Annotated in this window: 21 protein-coding genes; 4 read left to right on the forward strand and 17 right to left on the reverse strand. The window is 39.0% G+C overall.

Annotation, left to right across the window (positions count from 1 at the left end):
• Positions 1–150: 150 nt before the first annotated feature.
• Entirely contained in the window at positions 151–486 is a 336-nt protein-coding gene (locus H9655_RS09290; RefSeq protein ID WP_191813228.1) for a winged helix-turn-helix transcriptional regulator, read from the reverse strand.
• 129 nt (positions 487–615) lie between these two features.
• On the opposite strand from H9655_RS09290, the gene H9655_RS09295 reads away from it, so the two are divergent.
• Positions 616–1,230 (forward strand): nitroreductase family protein, encoded by a 615-nt coding sequence (locus H9655_RS09295; protein WP_191813230.1) that lies wholly within the window; start codon positions 616–618, stop codon positions 1,228–1,230.
• A gap of 520 nt (positions 1,231–1,750) precedes the next feature.
• Here H9655_RS09295 and H9655_RS09300 read toward each other — a convergent pair.
• The 4 genes from H9655_RS09300 to H9655_RS09315 all read right to left on the reverse strand — a co-directional run bounded on the left by H9655_RS09300 (position 1,751) and on the right by H9655_RS09315 (position 4,415).
• The gene (locus tag H9655_RS09300; protein WP_191813232.1) at positions 1,751–2,176 is read right to left on the reverse strand and encodes a hypothetical protein; all 426 of its coding nucleotides are present in this window, start codon (positions 2,174–2,176) and stop codon (positions 1,751–1,753) included.
• Positions 2,177–2,233: 57 nt separating this feature from the next.
• Positions 2,234–2,998, reverse strand: a complete 765-nt coding sequence (locus H9655_RS09305; RefSeq protein ID WP_191813234.1) for a hypothetical protein — start codon at positions 2,996–2,998, stop codon at positions 2,234–2,236.
• Positions 2,999–3,022: 24 nt separating this feature from the next.
• Positions 3,023–3,448 (reverse strand): hypothetical protein, encoded by a 426-nt coding sequence (locus H9655_RS09310; RefSeq protein WP_191813236.1) that lies wholly within the window; start codon positions 3,446–3,448, stop codon positions 3,023–3,025.
• 550 nt (positions 3,449–3,998) lie between these two features.
• Entirely contained in the window at positions 3,999–4,415 is a 417-nt protein-coding gene (locus tag H9655_RS09315; protein ID WP_191813238.1) for a DUF4825 domain-containing protein, read from the reverse strand.
• A gap of 145 nt (positions 4,416–4,560) precedes the next feature.
• Here H9655_RS09315 and H9655_RS09320 point away from each other — a divergent pair, with 145 nt between their 5' ends.
• Positions 4,561–6,090 (forward strand): amidase, encoded by a 1,530-nt coding sequence (locus H9655_RS09320; protein ID WP_191813241.1) that lies wholly within the window; start codon positions 4,561–4,563, stop codon positions 6,088–6,090.
• Positions 6,091–6,122: 32 nt separating this feature from the next.
• Here the strand turns inward: H9655_RS09320 and H9655_RS09325 are convergent, their stop codons facing one another.
• From H9655_RS09325 to H9655_RS09335, 3 genes are all read right to left on the reverse strand, one after another.
• Positions 6,123–6,305 (reverse strand): hypothetical protein, encoded by a 183-nt coding sequence (locus H9655_RS09325; protein WP_191813243.1) that lies wholly within the window; start codon positions 6,303–6,305, stop codon positions 6,123–6,125.
• A gap of 66 nt (positions 6,306–6,371) precedes the next feature.
• Positions 6,372–6,515, reverse strand: a complete 144-nt coding sequence (locus tag H9655_RS09330) for a hypothetical protein (RefSeq protein WP_191813245.1) — start codon at positions 6,513–6,515, stop codon at positions 6,372–6,374.
• Between the two features lie 15 nt (positions 6,516–6,530).
• On the reverse strand, positions 6,531–6,761 hold the full coding sequence (locus H9655_RS09335; protein ID WP_191813247.1) for a hypothetical protein: 231 nt from the start codon (positions 6,759–6,761) through the stop codon (positions 6,531–6,533).
• A 46-nt stretch (positions 6,762–6,807) separates the two neighbouring features.
• Between H9655_RS09335 and H9655_RS09340 the strand changes: the two genes are divergently transcribed.
• Positions 6,808–7,155, forward strand: a complete 348-nt coding sequence (locus tag H9655_RS09340) for a YnfA family protein (RefSeq protein WP_191813249.1) — start codon at positions 6,808–6,810, stop codon at positions 7,153–7,155.
• A gap of 117 nt (positions 7,156–7,272) precedes the next feature.
• Here the strand turns inward: H9655_RS09340 and H9655_RS09345 are convergent, their stop codons facing one another.
• From H9655_RS09345 to H9655_RS09370, 6 genes are all read right to left on the reverse strand, one after another.
• Positions 7,273–7,719, reverse strand: a complete 447-nt coding sequence (locus H9655_RS09345) for a VanZ family protein (RefSeq protein ID WP_191813251.1) — start codon at positions 7,717–7,719, stop codon at positions 7,273–7,275.
• Positions 7,720–8,033: 314 nt separating this feature from the next.
• Positions 8,034–8,690 (reverse strand): carboxymuconolactone decarboxylase family protein, encoded by a 657-nt coding sequence (locus H9655_RS09350; protein WP_191813253.1) that lies wholly within the window; start codon positions 8,688–8,690, stop codon positions 8,034–8,036.
• Between the two features lie 92 nt (positions 8,691–8,782).
• The gene (locus H9655_RS09355) at positions 8,783–10,246 is read right to left on the reverse strand and encodes a CoA-acylating methylmalonate-semialdehyde dehydrogenase (protein WP_191813255.1); all 1,464 of its coding nucleotides are present in this window, start codon (positions 10,244–10,246) and stop codon (positions 8,783–8,785) included.
• Positions 10,247–10,267: 21 nt separating this feature from the next.
• Entirely contained in the window at positions 10,268–11,605 is a 1,338-nt protein-coding gene (locus H9655_RS09360) for a GntP family permease (protein ID WP_191813257.1), read from the reverse strand.
• Between the two features lie 22 nt (positions 11,606–11,627).
• Positions 11,628–12,821 carry an iron-containing alcohol dehydrogenase gene (locus H9655_RS09365; RefSeq protein ID WP_191813259.1) on the reverse strand — a complete coding sequence of 398 codons (1,194 nt, stop codon included), beginning with the start codon at positions 12,819–12,821 and terminating at the stop codon, positions 11,628–11,630.
• A 135-nt stretch (positions 12,822–12,956) separates the two neighbouring features.
• Positions 12,957–14,759, reverse strand: coding sequence for a sigma-54-dependent Fis family transcriptional regulator (locus tag H9655_RS09370; protein WP_191813261.1), 1,803 nt, complete (start codon positions 14,757–14,759; stop codon positions 12,957–12,959).
• A 142-nt stretch (positions 14,760–14,901) separates the two neighbouring features.
• Between H9655_RS09370 and H9655_RS09375 the strand changes: the two genes are divergently transcribed.
• Positions 14,902–16,110 carry a M20 family metallopeptidase gene (locus tag H9655_RS09375; protein ID WP_191813263.1) on the forward strand — a complete coding sequence of 403 codons (1,209 nt, stop codon included), beginning with the start codon at positions 14,902–14,904 and terminating at the stop codon, positions 16,108–16,110.
• A 376-nt stretch (positions 16,111–16,486) separates the two neighbouring features.
• On the opposite strand, the gene H9655_RS09380 is transcribed toward H9655_RS09375, so the two are convergent.
• Genes H9655_RS09380 through H9655_RS09390 form a run of 3 tightly spaced genes read right to left on the reverse strand, consistent with a single transcriptional unit; the run spans position 16,487 to position 18,150 of the window.
• Positions 16,487–17,284 (reverse strand): DUF4097 family beta strand repeat-containing protein, encoded by a 798-nt coding sequence (locus H9655_RS09380; protein ID WP_191813265.1) that lies wholly within the window; start codon positions 17,282–17,284, stop codon positions 16,487–16,489.
• A complete protein-coding gene (locus H9655_RS09385; protein ID WP_191813267.1) occupies positions 17,277–17,834 on the reverse strand; it encodes an HAAS signaling domain-containing protein in 558 nt (185 codons plus the stop codon). The genes H9655_RS09380 and H9655_RS09385 overlap by 8 nt, the downstream gene beginning before the upstream one ends.
• Positions 17,827–18,150, reverse strand: coding sequence for a PadR family transcriptional regulator (locus H9655_RS09390; protein WP_191813269.1), 324 nt, complete (start codon positions 18,148–18,150; stop codon positions 17,827–17,829). Before H9655_RS09390 ends, H9655_RS09385 begins: the two co-directional genes overlap by 8 nt.
• Positions 18,151–18,243 lie beyond the last annotated feature (93 nt).

Consider the following 18,243-nt stretch of genomic DNA (forward strand, 5'->3'; position numbering starts at 1 on the left):
ATTTTTTACTCCACCTTTTCCTTTACAATTTATTATTCATTTAAATTTTCAACAGGAGATCATTCACCCTTTTAATAAGAAAAAGAGTCAAAAAAAGAACAAATCCTCTATAGATCTGTTCGTTCTTCACTAAAATATTTGTCTCGGCTATTACTTTTCGTTTTCTGCAATCCAAGCAAGAATGGCTTCAATGACTTTCTTCAGGCTCATTCCTCTTTCTGTTAAGGCGTATTCAACTTTTTTCGAGGAATCTTCTAAATATGTTTTACTCACAAGTTCTTCCTTAACGAGTTCATTTAATCGTTCTGTAAGTAATCGGTCAGAAATACCATTGATTTCATCAGCTAATTCAGAAAATCTCTTCGGTCCGTCCATTAAGGAATAGATGATCATGCCCATCCACCTGCGACCTATAAATTCAATCGCTTCATGGTAGTTGCTACAGATATGCTTAGAATCCGTTTTCAAATTATGGTTACAATCCATTCTTTATAGCTCCTTTACCTGTCCTCATTAAATAGTATCATATATTCATTGGTTGACAACATAACTTACGAATGGTAAGTTTAAAAAACGAAATAAACTTACGATACATAAGTAAAGGTGGAGAGATAAATGTCAGAATTAGTAACTCTTATGAATGAACGCAAATCTGTTAGGGTGTTCGATCCTTCTTTTAAAATACAGCAAGAAAGTTTAGAAGAATTATTAGCACATGCTATTTCAGCTCCTTCTTCTAGTAATTTACAATCATGGAGATTTATCGTTATCCAAGAGGAAGCAATGAAAAAGGCTTTACCTGTCTTTGGCAATAATCAAGCGATTGTAGAAAATGCTTCTGCTGTTATTGCCGTACTTGGCGATATTGAGGCTTATAAAAATGTCGAGGAAATCTATACTCAAAATGTCGAAGCTGGTTACATGGATCAATCCATTGCTGACCGTACCATCAGCAATACACACCAACTATATCCTGGCCAACCGAAAGAAGGACTAATGAACATCGCAAGCTATGATGCTGGTCTGATTTCTATGCAATTGCTTCTGCTAGCAAAAGAACGCGAGCTAGATACAATCGTAATGGGAGGCTTCGATAAAGCTGCCTTCGCCAAACAATATGAACTAGAAGAAAACATATTCCCAATTACTTTAATCGCTATCGGCAAAAGTGCTGCACCCGCCTTTAATACAACAAGGCTACCACTAGAACGCGTTGCGAAGTTTTATTAATAGAACGGAAATGGCACTTACTATCAGTCAGAACCATTGAAAAATACATTACCCGTGAACAAAGGTTTTTTGGCCTTTGTTCTTTTTTATAGTGTGGCGTACCTTTATGGATTGAAATTGGAATCGATAGGGGTTAGATTGAGGTTTGATTGTGTTTAGATGAAGTTTTAAACCTTGATGTCTGTTTGATTGATTCATATGAAAACGTAGCAATATAGGTAGATATTGAATTAATTGATTTGATTAAATTGGAAACGCGTCATTTATCTGGAGCTATCGCTTAATTTGATTCGGTTATTCCAGAATCGCGTCATTTATCTGGAGCTATCGCTTAATTTGATTCGTTTATTCTTGAATCGCGTCATTTATCTGAAGGTATCTCTAATTTTGATTCGTTTAAACTTGAATCGCGTCAAATTTACGAATGCGGATCTATGTTTGATTGGTTTCAGCCAACATCGAATCAAGAACGGGCCCATGATTGTGATGAAGTAGTGTAATCAGTTAAGATTGGACCCAACTACTCCTCAGCTACTGCAGCCATATCAGCCTTTGCTGCTTCCATTATGGCTTCTAACTCAGCGATTTTCTTTTGATTCTCTTCAATGGTTGGATCGTAATTTTGGATCAGTTCATTTGTGTACGCTTCTAATTCAGCTACACGTTTGGCTACTTCTGACTGTGTTTTCTCTTTTATTTGTTGATCTGCTGCCGCTAGTTTTTGTGGGATTTCTTCTTTTAATTTCGCAATTTGCTTCTTTTTTTCTTCGTTTACAGCCGTTTCTATCTCGGCGATGGACGCTGCTTTTTTTGCAGAGAACCAATTCGTTAGCATCGATTCCATACCTTCACCTGCAGACACAAGTCGAAAACTAACAGACAGAAGGAAACCTGCGAAAAGGCAACTAAACAATATTTTGACATATTTTCTTTTCTTATGATTCATTTTGTTTTCCTCCCTTTTCGAGATTTCCAGGGCCAAATTACTTGGCCCTGAAACTAATTAATCATTGACAATATTGTTGACAACATCATCTAAGCTCGTTTTTGCATCTGCCTCTAGTTCAGCAGCTTTCGCTGTGATTGCAGCCTCTTGTTCTGCAACTAAATTAGCTAAGATGGCATCTAATGCCTCTCGGATTTCTTCTGCCTTCCAATTTGCCTGGCTACGTAAGTTTCGGCTACTAATTTCAACTTGAGATTCGACTTTTGTAACAATTTCTTGTTTCGCTGCTACAATCTCTTGTTCAAGTTCTGTCACTGCATCTGCTTTCGCTTGATTTAATTCCGCTGTGACTTGCTCTAAAGCCGACTGCCCCTTTTCACTCGCAAAAGCTTGGAAATTAGCCGTTGCTTCCTCCTCCATTAAATCTCCTTTTGCCTTAATATGAAAATAGCCTTCTAAAAATAATTGATAGAATTGATAATCCATATTTTCCAGAATCAATAATTTCTCACTATCTAATGAGGTAATATGTTCATATTTTGCTTGGTTAATAGTTAAAGTAGACCCTTCAATTTCACTTAATGTTTTCTCATCAATTTGACTGGCTGCTAATTCTTTTAACGCTTCATTTTCTGCTCTGAGTTCTGTTAATAACTGTTCAAAATTGGCATCCGACTCATTTAAAACCTCAGCACTTGTTTGGTTAAATAAGTTATCATACCAAGTTTTTAAAGCTTGTCCCGCATCTGTATTTGCTAATGAAAAGCCTGCTCCCGTTAGCAATCCGACTGTGACTGCACCAGCTATGATTTTCTTTTTCATCTTCCCGACCCCTTTTGTCGAAATTTATTTTTCTAACGTTTCTTCTAAGAATGATAGTATTTCTTGATCCATCTCAGAATTTAGCTCTTCCTTCTTTTCACCTTCATAAGTATGAAATGAATCGCTTAGTTCTTTTTTTATATTTTGAAGGTCTACTTTGTACAAATATAAGTATTGGTCGATCTCTTTTTTTGCTTCTTCACTAGAAACTACTACGTTTTTTTCTATTTCCTCTTCAAAGGTTAATTGTGCATCCAACTTTTGCTGTTTCATTTGTTCAGACCAAGATTCATAGGCTGTTGCCAGTTCTATATTGGTCTGTTGCTCACTTAACTCGATTAATTCATTACTCCACTTTCCTAGGGATTCGCTCGAAAATGCTTGAACGAAGACACCTGTTAGTCCAATCATGAGACAAATAATGATTGTGATGGTCGTTACCTTTTTCACCCTCATACTGTCCTTTCTTGCTCACATTTATTTTTCGTAGGGGAATCAACCATAGATGTGTGTTCATTTTTAGGAAAAAGCAAAGCTAGTCATCCACTGCCGCAACTTTTATCCTAGAATCATCACTTTCCCCCTTCCATTCGTGATTTGTTCTTTCATATGTTCTATATTGTTCTTGATAAAAAACACTATATGTAGTATAAATGAGACGCATAATAATGAAAAACGTAATAGTTTAGCAAAAATTCAGAATATATTATCGATATCTATGTTTTTCTCATTCTTCCTATTATTTACACTCATTCCCACTTAAATCATAGAGAATGAGTGCACCGACTCCTTTGCTAGCAATACTTTTAAATCCAATGACCTATAAGTACAACAAGAAAAATAAGGAAAAATATTCAACCCTTTACATGCATTTAATAGGTCACTTGTTCTACCAAATATTTATATCCCATTCCAATTTACTATGTAGTTTTAGTATCAAAAAGGATCTGCAAAAGTGTCTATGTAGACCTGTAGTTCTTAAGTTATAGGTAGAATAGATCTAGTTCCAACTGTTTATCAATTGCTCTAGCTCTTCTTGGCTCCCTATAGTTGCTATATCTTTTTCATACCAACTGTTTACTTCGTCTTTTGTTACTTTCGTTTCAATTCCATTTACATGAAAGCTTATCCATTCCACGTTTTGTACTAAGGAAAACAGAGTAGTCGCTTGCTTTTTCATTAATGTCTCCCCATCATCGACTTCATGATAAAATACTTCTACACCATACGGTTCTTGCTCGGTCTTTAATTCAAAATAATCGATCGAATCTGCTGTCTCATTCAATATATTTCCCACGGCACTATTATCACCAATATAAGCACCCTTATATCGGAATACTTCTTCTTCTGTTCCTTGGCAACCAAAGAGAAAAAAGACTGGCAACAGTAAAATATATACGTTCTTTCTTGATAACATGTAACCACCTCTTGGCCGATTTTAATCTACCAATCTTACAAACACAATAACAATTTTTGTTAAATTTTCTCACAAAAATCATGCAAAAGATCTTCGCTTGTAATAAGATAGGTTAAATACACAAATGTTGAAGGGAGATTATGTGATGAAAACGAACTCGTTACTATCAGAAAATCAGCATTTATTTTTATTCGAGGAGATAACAATAGAACAGCTTCACAAATTGTATGATACAGGTGAGTATACGGTTGAAGAAGTCATTCAATCTTTCCTTGATCGTATTGAACAATATGAATCGACATATAATGCTTTTACTTTTATGAACGAACAGGCCCTTACTGATGCGAAAGCCATCGATGCGAAACGAATGCGCGGGGAAAAGCTCGGTCCATTAGCAGGTATCCCAGTAGTTGTAAAAGAAGCGGTTGATATGGTTGGGTTTCCATCTACATTTGGCTGGGCTCCACTCGCTAAAGATGCAGGTGGGATAGAATTATTACCACAGAAAGATGCCACCATTATCTCTAGATTAAAAGCAGCTGATGCCATCATACTCGGCAAAACAAATATCCCTGCCTTTAGTTGTGCTTACCACGCAAATACTAGTTGGAAAGGTCCTACATACAATGCGGTAAATAGAAAACTCACACCTGGTGGTAGTAGTAGTGGAACGGCTACTGCCGTATCTGGTAATTTTACCGTTCTTGGAGTAGCAGAAGAAACAGCCGGTTCCATACAAGTACCAGCAGCAGCGCAAGGAATCGTGGGGATCAAACCTTCATTCGGACTCATTCCTACTACAGGTGTGACTCCGCTTGCTGGCAGTACAAGAGATGTACTTGGACCACATGCCAGAACGGTGCGGGATGCAGCAATCATGCTTGATGTGATCGCTGGCTATTCACCTGATGATCCTAAAACTATTTCCAGTACGGTTCCAAAGAAAGGCTATACATCTTTCCTTTCATCACATGCTTTAAAAGGAAAAAGGATTGGTTTATACGGCCCTAGTTGGCGAGAAACGAGAATGACGGCAGAAACGGAAGAACTTTATAAAAAAAGCATTTCAATATTGCAATCACTGGGTGCAGAAGTCATTGAAGATCCTTTTCATGCAAAGCCACTGGCTCCATATATGAAAACAATTGATACAATGATTGGGAGAGAGTCCTTTTTTTACGACCTTAATCAATACTTCAAAAACCTTGATCCTTCGTTAAATATGGAAAAAGTATGCTTAAAAGCGGGAGCGATACCTTGGGCAGAAGACCAGCCCTTAGCTTCCTTTGTCCGACCACTTGAAACCGACAAAGCTTTCGAAAATGCTGAACACTTACCTGATTTAACCTGCTTTAAAGAAACGAAGAACGAACTGTTACGCACCATTACCTACATTATGGCTGAGCAACAATTAGATGCCTTTGTTTACCCAACAATGCTAGAAGATGTACCAACTATAGATAGTGAGGATGTTGCGACTTCAACCATATCCGAAATTAATATTAGTGGATTGCCACTCATTACAATACCAGCAGGGTTTTACAATAACGGCTCACCCTTTAACCTCGCCTTTTTCAGTACAATGTGGAGCGAGGGTGACATCCTTGGTATGGCGTATGCCTATGAAAAAGCTGCCGGTGGCCGGAGAGCCCCGCAATTAGTGAAAGAAAAGTAGCCCTTCAATCGAAGGGGCTCTTTTTTTATTTTCTACATAGCTGCTAGATTCATAATCGTATAAATGATTAAGCTAAACGATACTGTCAGCCAAAAAGTATTTTTTTCTGTTTCTTTTTCATCACGGATTTTCTTCAAAAGGGAAACCAAATTTAAGCAAAAAACAATACATAGGACTGGCATCAAATAGAAGCCGATAAAACTGAAGGTTAGCATGGAATCACTCCTTATATTCAAGCTCCATAAAAAAAGATGCTCTTAAAGAACATCATCATGATTGTACTAACTCATTAGCACTTGATAAATGATATACCCTATGATGGCAAGAACAATAACCATTCCTCCAACAGTTGGCGCACCGTAAAACGTTCTATTCCAATCATCATCTGTCTTCATTTTGCTCTCTTCGTCTTTTTTCCTTTTCAAACCATCACCTCAAGTTTACTTCGCATGATATAATCGTTGAGATAGAAAATAAGCGATACAGCCGGCAAGTAATGCAAATAAATAAGGGAACTGGTTAGCAATGGTTCCAAATTCTACTGTTTGACTTTGCGTTGTACCATATGTGATTTCGGGTGTATACATAAGTGTCAAGATTAGACCGGATCCGATTTCAAATACATAAATGAGAACGATAAAACTTAGTAAGAATATTAGGAATTTTTTCATCAAATAACCTCTTTCTTGTTATTTTCGCTACCTATATTTTACCATAATGAAGAATAGGAGTGAGCAAATTTTGAGTGCGATTATACTATTTTTATTAGCCGGAATTGCAGAAATTGGCGGCGGTTATTTCATTTGGTTATGGCTAAGAGAGGGGAAACCTTTTTATTGGGGAATTGGCGGCATGGTTGCCTTAGCGTTGTATGGGGTGATTGCTACCTTTCAATCCTTCCCATCTTTCGGACGAGTGTATGCTGCCTATGGTGGTGTATTCATTGTTTTGTCTGTCCTTTGGGGCTGGGGCATTGATAAAAAAGCGCCTGATATGTATGACTGGATTGGAGCTGCCATCTGCTTGGTTGGTGTGGGTGTGATGTTACTAGCACCTCGTCATTAAGCATATGATTAGGTAAAAGCGATTTGCTCTGCATAATGGGTGATGGACTATTTAAATTTGCCCACACTTCCACTGGTTTTGAAACCTTCTTGTGTGGGCGTTTCTCCCTTATTGTAACTACACAGATCTACGTCTTTTACTTTTCCGCAAATAATAAGCGATAGAAAATAAAATGAGCCCGGTTGCTGCTCCTACACTATCAATGAATACATCCCTTAATTCACCCGAACGCCCTGGAATAAAAAGTTGATGAAACTCATCAGACGCCGCATAAAGTGTTGTGAGGATCCAGGATATAAATAGCTTTTGACGCGTAAGGATATTCCCTTGTCTTATGGCAAAAAGAATAAATATACCTAAAATAAAATAAGCAAAAAAATGCGCGTTTTTACGAATAAAAGTCTCTAAAGTATGTAAGTTTTCAATTGAAAATGGAACCCAAGCAGCAATAACTTCTGTAATCCCACCACTTAATTGACTTGATTGTGTCCCCGGTTGATGAGATAAAATAAAAATAATTGCCATCCATAAAATACTAGGGAGCCAATATAATAGTTTTTTCATAAGCATGTCGTCCTTTATATGTCATAACGCTATTATACCTTAGTTGCTGACATCCTTCACGGGTTAGCCACAGATAGGGCTTATTACGTTTATTTTAGATGATGAGCATTCACTCTTCATGTGAGACAACTTGGGTTTTTCTAACCTATTGTGTGCATTTCCTAGTTTCCAACACTTCTTGCAGCTCCTCTTCCCCTTGTTGTATCCCCTACTTTCCGAAAGGATGCTAAACTATTGGACTCCCCATGAACACAAATCTTTAACATTCAAAAAAATCCACGGGCAATCATGTCCGTGGAATAATCCTATTTCAATTATTTATCATAGGCATTTAATGCATTGATACCGTGTGCTAGTGCGGAACCAGCTTTTAAGGCCGTTGCGACAAAGATGCTTTCGACAAGTTCTTCTTTTGTAATACCGAGTCTTTTCGCATTCTTTGTGTGTATGTTGATACAGTAGGCGCAACCTGTAATATGGGCAACGGCGACGGCAATAAGCTCTTTATCTTTCTTATTGATCGCCCCGTCTTTCATAGCTGATTCATCAAAGCCGAAGAAACCTTTTACCGCATCTGGGGCATAGTCTTTCAACTCAGTCATTCTCTTCATATTTTCCGCTCGGTAGAGGTTATCTGCTTCTACTTCATCATAAGCATTTAACGCATGAGTGCCATGTGCGAAAGCAGAACCTGCTTTAAGGGCGGTCGCTACTAAGACTGCTTCTGTTATTTCCTCTTTTGAAACCCCCAATTTCTTCGCGTTACCAACATGGATTTCAATGCAATACGGACACCCCGTAACATGAGCACAGGCGACAGCAATAATTTCTTTCGTTCTTTCCGTAATGGCGCCATCCGCTAATGCCGCCTTATCAAAAGCAAAAAAGGCTTTATTGGCTTCCGCTGCTGACTTTCCTAATTCTCCAATCCTACTAATCTTTGATTTTTGATACAAACTGTCATTTGCCAACACATTCCCCTCCGATTCATTTTATTTCCCCAGAAATATTCTTGAAAAAAGGAAGAGAATCCTTTATTTTCGACAAATTCCTTTTAAATCGATCAAAACTCCCAGCGTTGAGTAAGCATTTTTCTACGAGTGTAAAATTCTACACCATCACTGCCATTTGCGTGAAGATCACCATAGAAGGAATTTTTCCAACCTGAGAATGGGAAGAAAGCCATTGGTGCTGGTACTCCGATATTAACTCCAAGCATGCCGACTTGGATGCGCTCCCTAAATTGACGGACATCACTGCCGCTCTTCGTAAACAAGCAAGCACCATTTCCGAATTCTGATTGGTTCGTTAGATCAATCGCTTCTTGGAGCGATGATACACGGATAATTGATAAAACGGGTGCGAAGATTTCATCCTTCCAAATCTTCATTTCCGGTGTTACTTTATCAAAAATGGTTGGCCCGATAAAATAACCGTCTTCATGGTAAGCTTCATCCTTGCGTCCATCGCGTACTAAAACGGCACCTTCTTCTTCCCCTGATTCAATATAACTAGCTGTACGTGCTTTATGCTCTGGGCGAATCACTGGACCTAAGAATACATTTTCATCCATACCATTACCAATTGTTATTTGATCAGCAGCGGTATTTAATTTTTGCAATAATGGCTCAATCACATCATCTACTGCCACGACAACTGAACATGCCATGCAACGCTCTCCTGCAGAGCCATATGCTGCACCAATAATTTCTTTAACAGCAGCGTCTAAATCCGCTGTTGGCATAACGATAGAATGGTTTTTCGCTCCCGCCAACGCCTGTACTCGCTTGCCGTGAGAGGAAGCTGTTTTATACACATATTCAGCAACAGGTTGAGAGCCCACAAATGAAATGGCTGGTACGTCCTTATGTTCAAGTAAACCATTCACGACATCATGTGCACCGTGAACGATATTCAATACGCCGTCTGGTAATCCCGCTTCTTTAAATAATTCTGCTAGGCGATTGGCAAGTAAAGGAGTCCTTTCTGATGGCTTCAAGATAAACGAGTTACCACAAGCAATGGCTAACGGGAACATCCAGCATGGGACCATCATTGGGAAATTAAAAGGTGTAATACCGCCCACTACCCCCACAGGATAGCGATACATACCAGATTCGATATTAGTGGCGATATCAGGTAATTGTTTACCCATCATTAACGACGGTGCACCCGCAGCAAATTCTACACACTCTATTCCACGTTGTACTTCACCATATGCTTCTTTAAAACTTTTTCCATTTTCTTCGGTTACAAGCTGTGCCAACTCATCCCAGTGGTCGACGAGTAGTTGTTGATATTTAAAAAGTACGCGAGCTCTTTTTGGTACAGGTGTTTGACTCCAAGTTTTGAATGCCTCACTTGCCGCTTTTACTGCTTCATTGACATCATCAATAGTTGAGATTGGTACTTGTGCTAATTCTTCACCAGTTGCTGGATTAGGAACCGGTTGATAGTTTTCCGTTTTTGCTTCTACCCATTGTCCGTTAATAAAATTCTTTAATGTAGATGTTGTAGTTGTTGTCATTTGTCATACTCCTCTCAAATTTTAAAATATAGAATACAAGACTACTGCTAGGAACATAGCAATTGTTGGAATCACTACACTAAGCCAGAATATTGGCCAGTACGCCCGTTTATGTGTTTCTCCACAAATCGCTCGCACAGTTGTAACAACATAACCGTTATGCGGCATAGAGTCTAGACCACCTGAAGCTAATGTCGCTACACGGTGCATGGCTCCAGGATCGACACCTTGAGCTAAATAGATTGGCGCTAAGATAGGTAGGGCAATACCTAGCCCTCCTGAGGCTGATCCTGTAATGCCACAAATTAATGTGACAGCCACCGCCAAACCTAATAAAGGTGGACCTGGCAAACTTACAAGTCCATCGACTACAGTATCGAATGCGGACACTTGAGCAGCTACACTACCAAAGCCCACGACCGCACAAGTATTCGCAACGGCGACCAGTGCATCTTGCGCTCCTTTTGCTAACGCATTCCAAAATTGGGCTAAAAACTTATACATCGTCAGACAAGCAATGACAATTCCAGCCGTTAAAGAAATAAGTGCGGCTGCAGTAGAAGAAGCAAACTGTGCGATAATATTTAGCATAACAATAACACAGACTAATGGCAAAATTGAGAAAATAATATGCGGTAATGATTTTTCTTCTACTAAGATTTCTCCTTCTGTTTTCTCCGCTAAACCTGCAGATACTTCTTCTTTTGCCCTATTACCTGGTAATGAGAAAGTTTCTCCTCTTTTAACAGCATTCTGTACGAATTTGCTTAGTAACAGTCCTCCTGCAACCATTACAAGAAGTGCCATGAGTACCCCAACCCAGCCGCCAGCCGTAGGAGTTGTACCGAAAAATTCAGTTGGAATTAAGTTTTGAATTTCTGGACTACCAGGCGCCGTCATCGTAAATGAAATCGATCCAAACACAAGAGCAGCAGGGATAAATCGATGTGGAAGATTCGCCGCTCTAAATAAAGAAACTGCAATTGGATAAACAGCAAAACCGACCACAAATAAACTTACACCACCATAAGTCATGATTGCGGCTGCAGCCACTACGGCAAATACAGCTCTTTTCGCCCCTAATGTTCTCTTAATCCATTGGGCAATGCTCTCAGCGGCACCTGTCTCATGCATAATCTTCCCAAAAATCGCTCCTAGTAAGAAAATTAAGAACCATGAGGCAAAATAATTTGTGAAGCCGTCCATATAATAACCTGCCAGCGCCGTCTCTAAATTTAAGCCACCTGTTATGGCAACAACAATTGAGCTTAGAATGGCAGCAATAATAATATTAATGCCTCTTAATGTTAAAAACATCAGTAGGACTAAACCTAATATTAACCCTAGCATTCCTAACATTTAAACGCCCTCCCCTGGACTATTACTTCACTTGTTCCTTTTTGGCAAATTGGTAATGGTAGCAAGCAAGATATAATTCTTCTAGCTCAGGAACTGTCGGCACTCTCGGGTTATTCCCTGGACTACCACTTGCAATGGCATCATGTGTCATTTTACTAATCGATTGTTTAAATAGATTCTCATCTATTCCCCATCCAGCAAGATTAGGTATTTTTAAGTTCACACATAACTTTTTAACGGCTTCTACTGCCAAATCGGCAGCTTGTTCGTTTGTGAGTGGCTCACTTCCATTAGCAAAGATTCTTCCTAAATCGGCTAGCCGATCGACACAAGCCCCTCTACTAAATTCTAAAACAGCCGGCAATAGCATAGCATTGGAGTAGCCGTGGGGCACATGGAATAGTGCACCAATCGGTCTCGACATTCCGTGCACAAGACAAACACTTGCGTTAGAAAATGCCATCCCTGCTTGCATAGAACCTAATGCCATTGCCTCTCTTGCCTCAACATCTTCACCATCTGTAAAAGCTTTCTCGATATTCTCTACAATTAATCTCATTGCTGATAAAGCCATCATATCCGTCATCGGGTGTGCTTTTCTCGATATGTACGCTTCTATCGCATGACTGAGCGCATCGACCCCGGTCGCCGCAGTGACATGTTGGGGAGACGTCATCGAAAGCACTGGATCAACAATAGCCACAGTCGGCATAAAGACTGGTTGTTTAATCATCATTTTGACATCATTAGTCGTATTCGTAATGATGGTTGCATCTGTTGCTTCAGACCCCGTTCCTGCGGTTGTTGGAATAGAAATATGATCGATAGCTGCACGGCTTGCTAATTTTTCCGCGCCCATATAGTCACCAATATAGCCACTATTAGTAGCTAATACAGCTACCGCTTTAGCGGTATCAATGCAACTTCCTCCTCCAATCGAAATAATTAAATCACAGGCTTCCTTTTGAAAAAGAGATAATGCTTCTGATACAAACTTATCAGTTGGTTCAGTAGATACACCTAGATAAAGAATCGTTTCAACATTAGATTTTGTTAAGATGGCTTCTGCTTTTTTCGTCCACCCTAAACCATCAATAATTTGGTCACTAATAATAAGCGCTTTCTTTCCTCTTAAACTGGCTTCCCCGCCAAGCTTTTCAAAAGAACCTTTTCCATATATGACCGTTTGTGGTGTTCTAAAAATCTGTGTACTCATTGTTCTCCCTCCTCTATTACTCATTTATATGCAATTGATATGCCAAAAAGAAAACCCTTACATTTAAAAGATTGTAAGAGTTTTAGTGTAGGAGAATCACTACATGTGTAGATTTTGTGTAGTGAAATAACTACACTACATTTGTATTTGAAACTTTTTCAACTTTTGATATAATGTGGTGCGGTGAATACCTAAACGTTCCGCAGCCTTTTTCTTATTGCCACCTACTTGACGTAAAGTATCTATTATAAGGTCTCTTTCCCGTTTTCTTCCCATATCTTTCGCTTCTTCTATTAAAGAAGGCTCCTTCGTTATAGCTTTTGGTTGTTCTGCTAAATAAGTATGTACATGAGTAATGTCAATCACCGTTTGTTCGACGAGAGTAACTAACCTTTCTATGACATTAACGAGTTCACGAATATTACCCGGCCAATCCCGTTGTACAAGTACCCCAATCGCTTCTGGTGTGTAGGTTTTCTCTTCGATTTGATATTGTTTGCAGATTTTTTTCGTATAGTCATTTAATAATAACGGAATGTCTGTTTTCCTTTCTTTGAGGGAAGGAAGGGGAATTTCGATAATATTTAAGCGGTAATATAAATCTTCACGGAAGCTCCCCTCTTGAATACATTTTTTTAAGTTACGATTCGTTGCAGCAATGATACGGGCACGAATCGGGTATTTCTTGTTTCCACCAATTCTCTCCCCTTCTTTTTCTTGCAAGACTCGTAACAGTTTTGTTTGCATGACTAAAGGTAATTCGCCAATCTCATCCAAAAAGAGCGTTCCATACTGCGCCAATTCAAATTTACCTAATTTCCCGCCTTTTTTTGCACCAGTAAAGGCACCTTCTTCATAGCCAAATAGCTCTGATTCAAACAGACTCTCTGGGATTGCCCCACAATTCACACTAATAAAAGGGCCTTCGGCAAACGGACTCAATGCATGCATGCTTTTCGCAATCATTTCCTTACCTGTCCCGCTTTCTCCCGTAATCAATGTTGTGGCCATGGTACGCGCAGCACGCCTTGTTAATCGCTTAATTTCTTTAATTTCCCTACTTTCACCAACAATATCGTCTAATGTAACATGGCGATCGTTTTTAAGTTGTTCGACAAAGGGGCGAACATGATTATCTTCTTGTTGATTCTTTTGTAATGATTGATAGATTTTATATACTTCCGTCACACCTTCAAAAATAAGCATGCCAATAGCACCAATCACTCTCCCATCTTGCCATAGTGGAATTCGGTGAACGATCATATCTTGGCCATTGATTCTTTGGACTACCCCACGTTCTGGTGTAGCTGTTTTAACCGTTTGATGAAGATTCGTATTTTCAATCACTTCAGTCACATGACGCCCAATCGCATCCTCTCTCTTCACACCAATAAACTGACTATAAGCTTCATTAAATTCCTGCACGACCCCATACTGATCAACAACAGCAATCCCTTCGTAAGCTCGCTCTAAAATAACCTTCAATACTTCTGATGCATTCTCTTGCTGTTCCATGCGATGGATCCATTTTTTATATCCATCCATCATATCTCTTGTATGAATCATTCCGACAACATAATCATTTTCGTCTACTACTGGCAGTTCTTCATAAGGAAAGGACGCTGCATAGAGGATGGAATCATCCAACCGGACATAAGCAAAATTCTTCGTTGGCACCGGATGAATGGTGACATCTTTATCTTGACCTTTAAGTAGATAAGAGAATAATTTTTTCATAGATACGATGCCAACTAACTTCTTATGATCATCAATGACTGGTAAGCTACTTACTTGATAACGATTCATTTTCTCACTGGCTTGTCCTAATGTGTCTCCTAATGAAATACACGGTGGATCAGGAGACATCCAATACCTTACTTTCAAGAATTCCTCTCTTTCTAGCTTCTCCCTTGTCTTTGAACGGTCTTCAATAAACATGAAAAACACCTCCTGCAAAGAAATAAAACGAAATATTCAAAAAATATATTGGAATTTATTCCTCTCTTCAACTATTATAAACATATTCACTCAAACGTGATGGACGATTTTCCATATTTTTTTACATAGAAGGAGGATTTATATGTTAGAAAAGCTTTATTCATTACTACAAGAACATTATAACGAAATGGTTGAAATCAGAAGACATTTGCACCAGCACCCTGAACTTTCTTTCCAAGAAGTAGAAACACCTAAGTTCATTGCTAACTATCATGAAAAGCTTGGGCATGAAGTCCAAACTGGTGTAGGAGAGCGTGGTGTTGTTGCTAAATTACATGGAGCAAAGCCCGGAAAAACCATTGCTTTAAGAGCGGATTTCGATGCATTACCCATTCATGAGGAAAATGATTTCCCTTATAAATCAAAAAATCCTGGCGTCATGCATGCTTGCGGCCACGATACACACACAGCAACATTACTTGTTTTAGCAAAAGTACTCAATAAACTACAAGATGAAATCGAGGGCACGGTTGTCTTCATTCATCAACATGCGGAAGAATATATGCCGGGTGGTGCGATTGCCATGATTGAAGATGGTTGCTTGGACGGGGTCGATGTTATCTTTGGTCAACATATTTCATCCGGTGAACCGTTAGGTGAAATTGGCTATCGTTCTGGACCACTCATGGCAGCAGCTGACCGATTCCATATTAAACTCCAGGGAAAAGGCGGACATGGCGCCCATCCTCACGAAGCAAATGACAGTATTGTTCTCGGCGCTCAACTCATTGTTAATCTCCAACAAATCGTCAGCCGCCGTATTGATCCACTTGAATCTGCTGTTCTTTCTATTGGAGAATTCGATGCTAAGAATGCTTTCAATGTCATTGCTGATTCTGTCACACTCACAGGAACGGTTCGAACCTTTGATGAGAATATCCGAAATAAAATGGAAAGGGAAATCGAGCGAGTAATTGAAGGTACCTGCTTAACCGCAGCGGCAAGTTATGACTATAAATATGTTCATGGCTATCCAGCTCTCGTCAACCATGAAGCTGAGACAAAATTTATTGCCCAATTAGCTGGTAAGGTTCCTGGTGTAACTGCAGCTATTGAAGTTTCCCCTCGTATGGGCGGTGAAGACTTCGCCTACTATTTACAAAAAGTTCCTGGCACCTTCTTCAATACCGGTGCTGCTATTGTTGGCAGAACACCTTACCCTCATCATCACCCCAAATTTGATATAGATGAAAGAGGCATGCTCATTGCAGCAAATATGCTCGCCACAGCAACAGTAAAATATATGGAACAACAAGGTGTAGTTGATAACACGGTGATTGAGACGCTTTGATCTATTCTCAGGCACTCTTAGAGTCTAAGGATGTGGGTTTCACTGAGCGGCGGATACTTCTTTTCATAGGCTTATGGTAGCATTATGGTTGATGTCATTGTTCGATACGCCTCTAAAAAAGTGTGATAACCGCATGCATCAAAGCTGTATTTTACGCGCAATTGTCACTGGGCTTTGCTTAGCTTTTGCGCGTATTCCCTTTTATGCACAATGCATTCGTTTTTTCCTCCTGTCTTGAGTATCGCGATTACTTCTTTTTCTCAACACTAACCTTCGATTTCTAGCCGTTATGTATACTGGTGAGACCACATTTTTCATCAATGAGCATCTGCCTCTAAAAAAAAGACAGTCTCAAAATGACTGCCTCCTACTTTCATTATTTTTCCGTTAATTCAATTCTTCCATTACTTGTCTTCAACTTCACCTCTATCGACCCGTCACCAATGATTCGATTTCCTTCATTCGATCCAAGGATATAAACCGAACCATTGGAAGTGTTAGCTGTGATCGTTGTATTGTTAACTGCTTCATCTACCTCCACATTAATCGCACCATTGGAAGTGGCTAAGTCTAACGGAGAGTGGATGGTTGGGAGTGACATTTCGATAGCTCCGTTACTTGTTTGAGCTTTTATCTCACCTTGTATATCATTTGCGATGATCGCACCATTACTCGTTTTCGCATGAATATAATCGCTATCAAGTTGCTCTAATCGTAGCTTTCCATTTTTCGTATCTAATATGACTTGATTGGCATTCAACTCCGATATCTCTATCATGCCATTGCTACTTTCGACACTTATTTCTTCATATGCTTCTCTTGGTAAATAAACTTCTATTTGTTTATTAAGCTCTTCTAAATCAACATTAAATAAGCGAAACGTACTTTTATCCGTTTTATGCTCTACTTTCAATGTATCTCCTGCTACGGATACTTTGAAAGCTTCCTTCTCTTTTTCTTTCATTTGACCACTTAATCTCACCTCTGCTTCACCATCGGTTGGGGCGAGGATTACTTGGGTATTATCTGTTTTAATCTCTACTTTATTAAAGGCTTCTTCCATTGTTTTCGTATCCGAGACATTTTCTGATTGCGTTTGACCATGGGTAAAAGCAACCCCTACTCCTCCAACACAAACGAGCAGTCCACCAATTAATAATAACTTTTTAATCACCCTTCATACCTCCTTTAACAATCGATACGTTATAAGAAAGATAACGAATAAAAACTTTCTTCATAAATTTAGTCACATAAATCATAGCGACCAATAATAATAACCCTAACCCACAAAAAAGAATAGCCGCAAATAAGTTCACTAATTCAAATGATGAGGCTATATAAATGTCGATGAGTACTAATAAGGGTGAAATAATACCTACAAAACTTACGATCCAACCGGAAAAGATCATACTAACGAGTGCAAGAAAAGGACCGAGGACAATGATGAGATTAAATAGACCTAATCCAATAACAGCTAGTGTTGCCTGCAAAATATTTTGGATGCCACCATCACTTTTGGCTTGCTCAATATGGTAACTCGCCTTAACCTCCTTGGCAATGCTTCTCGGTGAACCGAGATCTTTAGCAATTTCCTCTTCTGTTTTCCCTTCTTCTAACCCAAATTCAAAATGAGCTTCATAATCTTGAAGTAATTCAACTCTCTCTTGTTTATCAATACCTTTTAATTCCGCTTCTAAGGTGGTGAGAAATTCACTTTTATTCATCTTTAACACCCTCTTTTATTAAATGATTAACCCCGTTTGTAAATTCATACCACTCTGCTAACAACGTCTGCAAATAGCCGCGCCCCTTATCTGTTAGTTGATAATACTTTCTTGGTGGGCCCTCTTTCGATTCCTGTAAATAGGTTGTAAAATACTCTTCCTTCGTTAACCTGCGCAATAATGGATAAACCGTACCCTCAGATATTTGAATTTGATCAGATATCTTCTGTACTAGCTCATATCCATAATGATCCTGCTTATCAAGCAAAACTAATACGCACAACTCAAGCACACCCTTCTTAAACTGAACGTTCATTTTCTTCCTCCTTCCACTACTATATATTATATAGTACTAAACAATATGTGTTATTAAATTCTGTAACCATACTATAGCAGGTGCTATTATACA

Origin of the sequence: Cytobacillus stercorigallinarum (assembly GCF_014836495.1) — a bacterium.
Taxonomy (GTDB): Bacteria; Bacillota; Bacilli; order Bacillales; family Cytobacillaceae; genus Cytobacillus; species Cytobacillus stercorigallinarum.